Annotated in this window: 6 protein-coding genes and 1 pseudogene; 4 read left to right on the forward strand and 3 right to left on the reverse strand. The window is 63.5% G+C overall.

Annotated features, from left to right (window positions below):
- A pseudogene (locus tag AOT83_RS00235) lies at nucleotides 1-272 on the forward strand (phosphopeptide-binding protein); the annotation flags it as partial.
- Between the two features lie 63 nt (nucleotides 273-335).
- Here the strand turns inward: AOT83_RS00235 and AOT83_RS00240 are convergent.
- On the reverse strand, nucleotides 336-1,238 hold the full coding sequence (locus AOT83_RS00240) for a hypothetical protein (RefSeq protein WP_057966212.1): 903 nt from the start codon (nucleotides 1,236-1,238) through the stop codon (nucleotides 336-338).
- A gap of 132 nt (nucleotides 1,239-1,370) precedes the next feature.
- Entirely contained in the window at nucleotides 1,371-1,973 is a 603-nt protein-coding gene (locus AOT83_RS00245) for a TetR/AcrR family transcriptional regulator (protein WP_030094473.1), read from the reverse strand.
- An 87-nt stretch (nucleotides 1,974-2,060) separates the two neighbouring features.
- Between AOT83_RS00245 and AOT83_RS00250 the strand changes: the two genes are divergently transcribed.
- Together AOT83_RS00250 and AOT83_RS00255 are read left to right on the forward strand one after the other, a co-directional pair.
- Nucleotides 2,061-3,161, forward strand: a complete 1,101-nt coding sequence (locus tag AOT83_RS00250; RefSeq protein ID WP_057966213.1) for an oxygenase MpaB family protein — start codon at nucleotides 2,061-2,063, stop codon at nucleotides 3,159-3,161.
- Between the two features lie 142 nt (nucleotides 3,162-3,303).
- Nucleotides 3,304-5,313: a hypothetical protein gene (locus AOT83_RS00255; RefSeq protein ID WP_057966214.1), complete on the forward strand. Its 2,010-nt coding sequence runs from the start codon at nucleotides 3,304-3,306 to the stop codon at nucleotides 5,311-5,313.
- A gap of 202 nt (nucleotides 5,314-5,515) precedes the next feature.
- Here the strand turns inward: AOT83_RS00255 and AOT83_RS00260 are convergent, their stop codons facing one another.
- The gene (locus AOT83_RS00260) at nucleotides 5,516-6,040 is read right to left on the reverse strand and encodes a hypothetical protein (protein ID WP_057966217.1); all 525 of its coding nucleotides are present in this window, start codon (nucleotides 6,038-6,040) and stop codon (nucleotides 5,516-5,518) included.
- Nucleotides 6,041-6,153: 113 nt separating this feature from the next.
- Between AOT83_RS00260 and AOT83_RS27550 the strand changes: the two genes are divergently transcribed.
- Complete coding sequence (locus AOT83_RS27550) at nucleotides 6,154-7,299, forward strand: hypothetical protein (protein ID WP_131726925.1); 1,146 nt, start codon at nucleotides 6,154-6,156, stop codon at nucleotides 7,297-7,299.
- Nucleotides 7,300-7,612: the final 313 nt, after the last annotated feature.

Below are 7,612 nucleotides of genomic sequence, written 5' to 3' on the forward strand. Positions count from 1 at the left end.
CCCCGACGGTAGCTCCCGTGACCGCGACTCCCGGCCCGACTCCTGCCACCCCGGTCCCCGCCGAAGGCACGCCGCTGAACAGCACCGCGGTGCCCGCTACCCCGGCCCCCGCCTCGCCGGTACCCGCGACTCCGGTCCCCGGCGCCGAGGGTGCTCCGCAGACCGCGACGCCACCAGTGGCCGCGCTTCCCGCCGTTCCGGCCTCGGAGAGCACCCCGCACGGCCAGCGCGCAGCGGGCAGCCAGGGCACTCCGGTGTCCACCGAGGGCTAGTAGAAGCCTCAAAAACCGTTTCGGCAAAAACCGCCGGCCGCCTCGTGCGGCCGGCGGTTTTTGTTATGAGTGCGAGGACCACCAGGCATACAGCTGGTCGAGGGTCGGACCGGTCACGCCCGAACGCGTCTCGCTGAGCAGCAACCGCTCCTCATCAGTCCAACCGACAACCGGGTGTCCCTGGTTGGTGCCGCAGAAGACCGTGCCGCTCACCTGATCCGGCGTGGCGTTGCGACGCCACGGTCCCGGCGACTGAATCCGGCCCGGGCACACCACCACCGCGTTACGTTTTGTCAGACGGCTCAACCCTGCCGCGAGCGCGGACCTGTCCTTCACGAGGGAGTAACTGGCCTCCAGCGGCCCATCCGGATCATCACTACGCCCGCACTTTACTTGTGCAACCGCCTCATTCGCGGGTTCAACAACCTTGCAGGCCGACGTCGCGTATCCCGTCGGAAGCATGGAAAGCAAGCGAGCTTCGGCATCGGAATCCCTGCTAGTCACCGTTGTCGATGGGGCCGCGCTCGGTTCCGCGGGCGGGGCGTCGTCGCCACTGCCTGCGAATGCGGCGACCACACCACCGACGACGACCACCACAGCGGCCAGCACCGCGCCACCAATCACTAACGGCCGCTTGCTTCTTTGCGGCTTGTCCTCCCAGGACGAGAAATCAACCGGAGTCGTCGGCTTCGCGGGCCTCGGGGCGACGGGGGCCGCCGTGCGGAAGTGCTCGTGACTCGGCCACTGCGGGTACTGACCGCTTGGTTCTACCGCGGGCGAGTGTGGTTGCACGAACGCCGGCTCATCAAGAAACGGCGGCTGGCCAAACTCCTGCTCCGGCGCGGCGAACGGACCGGGTTCAGACAACATCCCGGGAAAAGCGTTGAGGACCGGTAGCGGCGCGGTATCCGCGGCATCAGACGAGTCGTCGGCCGACGGTGAGCCCGCTCCGATGTCCGTATCCATCCACTACCCCCAATGTCTAGTCGTTATGTCCCCGACCATGGTCAATGCACAAGATTACTTGGCCCGGTCGCCCACCGGCCAAAAGCACACACAGTGAACGCCTGAGAACCGAGCCGACGTCGCACCGCCTGGCTACAGCAGCGCCTTGCTGGGCGCCGGCACCAAAGCCCGCGCGATCGGCAGGATGTACTCACGGGCGTACTGCTCGGCGTCTTCCCTGGTGGCCAGCTCCCGGCGGGCGCTGGGCGCAAGGATTAGCGAATGCGTCAGGCGCACAAATACTTCCGCCACACCGTAGGCGTCGTCGACAACATCGCCGGCACTGCGGCTCACGTGACCTGCCAGGTATGTGGTCGCCATATCCAGGGCTGGGCCTGCCCCATTGGTCAAGACCGGCAGCACCGACTCCGGATCGGTTTCCACCGCCCGCTGCATCAGTGGATGGGTGTGCACATGCCAATAGATTCCGGTGAATCCCGCCACGAGCTTGTCCTCGGGGCTCTTCAGCGCCGCGATTTCGCGGTCGATGGCGGAGAACATCGTCTGCGCCTCCCGCATGAGGACCGCGAGCACAAGCTCGGTCTTGTTGGACCAGCGGCGATAGACCGTCATATGTGATACGCCCGCACGCCGCGCGATCTCGTCGACCGTGGCCCGCCGAAGACCGAAGCTGAGCATGGTCTGCAGCGCGGCCTCGAGGATGCGCTCGCCGGTCGGATCCGGATCTGCAGACACAGCTCAGTCTCTCACGCAGAGGTACTTCCCAACTTCGTGTGGCAATGTTAGCTTCTAACTAAATTACTAACACCGACGGAGGATGCAATGACGCATGTACTGCCGCGCGACACCACGCATGACGGCGAACCGAACCGCGATACCCACGAAGAGGGCTTGGCCTTCCTCCGCGCGACCGGCACACGCCCGCGCGTCATGGACGCATTTCGCAAGCACCTGGGCAGCCCCCTAACCGGCGTATTCGGCGGGGTGCTGTTCGACGAGGTAGCCCTGCTGCCGGTGGCGGCGTCTGTGGACCGTTCCGGACGGTTCCGCCAGAATTTCACCGATCGCGGCATTCGGAGTGCGCTGAGCGCGATGTCCCTGCTCGCCGGCAATCAGCAGCAGCGAGCAGATACGGCGCAATGGCTCAAGGAGCGCCACCGCGATGTGCGAGGCACGGGAGTCGGCGAGTACGCGGGGATTCGTTACAGCGCATTGGATCCCGAGCTGTGGATATGGATCGCAGCCAGTGCCATGAACGCCACTTTGGAGGCCTTCCCTTACTGCACGGGTTACTCGATGAATCCCGCCGAAAAGGAGGCCGCATATCAATATCAGCGGTACCTGTTCAAGGATCTCGAACTACCCAGCGCCAAGGGGAAATTCCCGGAAACATACGCCGCATTCGTCGAGTACTACGACGACATGGTGTCAAACAAACTGCAGTCCAACGGCTTTCTGCGCGAGCAGTTCGCCGGATTAATACGGCTACCACTGCCCACACTGTTACTCCCCGCCGCGATGCGCCCGGCCCTATTGCCGCTCTGGCTCGCGATTCGCCCGATCGCGGGCCGGGTGATCCAGGTGTGCTCGGCCAAGGCGATGCACCCCGAGATACGCGAGATGATCGGGTTCCGGCTCAAGCCCCGCCACCACGTCGAGTTCGCCCTCTATACCCGGCTCCTGCAGCTGGTGTGGCGCGTGACACCGGAACGGCTGCTGATAGAACCCATGTTGTACAACACGATTCGCATAGACGATGCCCGCGCTCAGCTCGATGGATCGCGCACCGCGCAGCGCAAATACGAGAAGATCTCGCGAAACCTGACCCGCCGTAACGAGCGACTGGCAGACTTCTATCACGGCTATCGCCTGGATAGCTTTGCCGCCCCTGAACGCCCGACCGGTACCTGCCCGTTCGGATGAGAGCCCACGGGGACAGCCCGGTAGACTCCTGTGCTGATCCCCGCCCTCGCGGAGCGACACCCCTGCATGCCATCCGCTGCGCGATGCAGCGTCACGCATTTGGTGCACGAAAGACTGAGCGGGATCGGTAAGTTCTGGACTCATGAATACGGTGCGGTCGGGGGAGGCCGCTGACGGTCCAGAACACGCGTCCAACCCTCCGAGTCGCGAGACTGCTCGCTGGGCCGCGATCTTGTGTTTCATCGCGGCGTTCATGTGCCTGGTCGGTACCGGTTGGTCCGCGTACGCCCGGTGGGCGACCGATGATTCGTTGGGTCGCCTTGGTGGGCATCTGCCCCAGGACGCGACCTCGGCGCTCGGCGCGATGGACACCCTGAACACGGTGGTCGCGGTGCTCAACGCGATCTTGGCGGTGGCCTTGGTGGTCGGCGGGATCATGCTGTTGCGCCGCAAACCGGCCGGCCGCATAGTCGTCGCAGTGGCCGGCGTTTTCTTGCTGCTGGCCCCGGTCGTCACCCATGTCCTCGCCACCCAGATTTGGAGCAGGCTCGTCGCCGCGATGAGCGAGACCTCCGATGTGGAAGTCATGCGGTTCGGTCCCGGGCTGGGCACGATGATCCGCGGTGTGCTCGTCGCGTTGGTAATGCTGGGGCTGGTGCTTGCACCGTCAACCAAACGTTGGTTGACCTGCCAGGGAGCCGACTGCACCGACCGGAGAGACCGGCCGCCGCGGCGGCGGTGGGTGGTGTTGGTGTGCGCGGTGGTTGTCGCTGTGGTGGCTGGTGGCATGGCCGTGGTGCACTGGCGGCCCCTCAGCAGTCCGGGCGAGCCGAGCAACGCGCAGGAGGCGCCGGTTGGGACGCCGAAAGACCGGTTGATTGGTTTCGCACTGGATCGCCAACCGGTGCCTGCCTGGCAGGTCTCGGTGACCGACCTCGGGTTCACACCGGAGACTCGAGTGGGCGACCTTTTCGCCGCCGTCTCGGACAGGGCCTACTTTTCGACGCTGCGCAGCGATCCCGACAAAACGGTCACCGGATTGGTGTACGGCCTGGACACCAAGACCGGCAAGCCGCTGTTCCCGCCGATCGAGATGCCCGGATGGGCGGGGGTCACGTGTTCCACCAACGGCCCGTCGGTGGCCGTATGCGTCACCGATAGTTGCCCGGATTCGATAATTTCCTGCACGGGCCAGCACGAGCAGCTCTGGGTGATCGATCTGGACGAGGGCAAGGTGACTTACACCGGTGACCCCAAGGTCCAGGGCGCGGGCAACCTCGAGTCCCGTAGTCACCCAGGTCGCCCGGTTCTGGTCCCGCTCGGACCCTCCCACGGAGCGAGCTGGCTGGTCGCCTCGGCGGAAGGCAAGGGTGTCTACGGGGTGGGCTCCCAAGGAGAACCGACGTGGTTTCTTCCCGGCAACGGGGATCTGGTCAGTGTTGAGATCAATGACCCGCGAGTGGACGACATCGCGCCGCTGACAGTGGGGATACAGAAGTCCAGCTCCGGGAACGACTTTCGTGTGTTTTCCGTCGATGGGCGTGATCTGACACCCACCCCACCGCAGGGGCAGCGGGTAGCCGAGGTGCGAGCGTATGTCGGTGGTTTCGCCGTCGAGTTCGACGGGGGGCCGCGCCCCCGGGGCGTGGGGTTGTATGACAGCGACGGCAAACAGGTGGCCATGCTGACCGGGTTCTATGCGATGGCCAATCCGGCGATGCCGATCATTGCGCAGAACCGGCCGGGCAAGAACTATGACACCGGCGGGCTGCAGGTTTACACCGCGGCGGGCAAGCCCCAGGTCAACGTACCTGCATCGATACTCGACCACTTCCGCATGATCGGCACAAAGCTCTACGCTGGCGAACCGCCAGGGGCGTGGCGGTCATGGGACCTGTTCACCGGTCAACAGGGCCCAGCCTGCGACATGCAGCTCGACAGCGGCGAATACGTGGGATCTGACGGCACCACCGTCATCTGGCGGGACATCAGCAATCAAGAGTTCATCGCCGTCGACCCGGCAACCTGCCAAACCCTGTGGAAAGTACCCGTCAAGACCGGGGACGATTCCTTCGAGGTCATGCAGAAGGCCGGAACCAGCCTGCTGCGGTTGACCGAACACACCATCGCCGGGCTGCGCCCTCCTGCCTAGATGTCGCAACCCGGGAGGTTGTTGACGGCGTGCCTGCTTGAAGCGAGAAAACCTCCTACCGGAGTGACCGTGTCTGGTATTCACGCGATAGACCCTCGTCGCGCGACAAAGCCGACGCCCGAAGCATCCCCACGGCGCTGTTCTCAGACCCCGAACTCGCGAGCCTCATCGCGTGACAGGAAACGGTGTCCCGGGCCGCGCCCTATGTGGGCAGCGTGGCGGATGGCCCGGTGGGTGGATGAGGTTTCCCGTAGACGGCTTCCGAAGGACCGGGCAGATCGGACCCTGCCGATGCTTGAGTCAACGAGCACATGTTGTCCCCGTAGGCGGCGGGTGCGTTGGGTCTGCTGTCGTTGGGTATCTCGTCGGGCTTACCTGCCACCACGAAGTACTCCGTACCAATGTCGTACCCACGTCCGCAGGATGGCCCGAAGTTCTCTACCTTGACCGTTGTCACTGCACCCACATCGCCCTTGTAGACCTCGCGGACTGCGAACTCGTAGATGGTGCGGCCGGTGTCGGGGTTGCCGATCCCGAAGGTGTCAGTAGGTGTACCGACGAAGATGGCTTGCGCGTGCCCAAGCCATTCCTTGACCGAGGCCGCGTCCTTGCGGACAGCGACGCACGAGCAAGCACACGCCACGCCCGGCGCCACAACAGCAGATGCGGTAATACCCCCGGCCGCAAGTGTGAAGACCGTCGCGGCGGATCCTATCCAGCGAATCATGAGCAAAGTATGCACGGAACGATTCGCGAAGATAACCGCACACACAGATTTCAGGACAAAAGTGTGTGTTGCTGAATCTATTGCCTAGGATCGGTGACGCCTAATGTGGGTTCATGACACGACTTGCCGGCAGACTACTGACGGCGATGTTGTGCGCTGGATTGCTGTTTACGGGCGGATGTTCTGGCCGCTTCAACCCGCAGCGATCATCTGAGCCAGCCGAAACGTCTGCGTCCCCGCGCTTGGTGATGCGACTGGACAGGTGGTTCAAGTCGCCGATCAACCAGATGAGGGACGATGCGGTGCCCTTTCTCGCAGCATACGACGACGGGACCGTAATCTTGGCGGGGCAAAGTCCGACCGGTAAAGTTTCAGCTAAAGCCTCTCCTGATGCCATCACCAGAGCAGTACGCGCGGTAGAGCTTGAGCTGACGCGCAAACGCCCCCTCGGAGAGAGCTGTCAGATATTTGACAACATGGTGGTCGAGGTTCATGTTCCTGCGATATCTGACAAAGCAACATTGCTCGACGAGGTTCCCGGCATATCCTGCGACAGTAGCGACCCCCGAGGCCGACCCGACCTCCTTGCAGCCATCACTTCGGCTCAGCAGCTCCTGCTCGAAAGCCTCAACACGCGAACGCCGTACCTGGAGCGCCCGCAGCTGTTACTCACCCCAGGCGGGCGGCTATCCTCGACGCCAGCTACACCGGTTACACCGCCATGGCCCTTGCCTATTCCCTTCGCCGACTCGCAGTTTCATCGCAACTGCATCTCGTTAGACCGCAACAATTTTGACAACTTGATTGCTGCCGTCCACCCTTCTGGGCCGATTTCGCGTTATCTCGTACGAACCGGCGCAGCACGACCTTTCCCCGCAATCGTCGGGGTCTCGCTAGACGCAACACTTCCCAATGAACAGCCTTGCGGCGGGTTACCACTCATCCGTACGGTGCCCTCCGGCGGGGATCGGATCGACCCGGCAGTGTGGGCCCCGCTGGGGTCCGTTGACGAGGTCGGCGAGGCCGACCTGTTCGCGAGTTGGAACCTGGATGACGACGCAACGGCAGCCATCACATCGCGCTACGGAGAAGCGGCGTCCTTCGGCGGCTATGGCACCAAATATCGAGCTGCGCGCGTGGACGGCAAATGGTATCTGGACGGCTACGATGGCCTGGGAATCGGAAAGTCGTGGTGGTTGGTACGCACCGATCCATTGACAGGCAAGATCCTCACCATTGTGGCAGGCCCCGGAAACTAGTCGGCACCCAGACAACAGCGGCAACCGCTGCTCGATCGGGGCTGCTGAAGGTTGGGTGGACTCTTCTGGTTTAGGCCGCCGGGATGGCGGCTGCTGCCTTATGACTTCGTATTCGATCGGTGTCGGTCGACTAAGAGCACGTTGGCGGCAGTGGTAGGTGCGTTCGATCCTGGTAGATACACCAACGCAATCAAAAATCACAGCCGCCCAACCAGGCACCGGTCTGCCCAACACCTAGTCACACAAGCCCCACCAATCCCTCTGGATCACGCGAGTACCAACAGCAACACCACCCGACTCGCCAACAGCCGAC

The sequence above is a fragment of the Mycobacteroides sp. H001 genome (assembly GCF_001440005.1).
In the GTDB taxonomy this organism is placed as follows: Bacteria; Actinomycetota; Actinomycetes; order Mycobacteriales; family Mycobacteriaceae; genus Mycobacterium; species Mycobacterium gwanakae.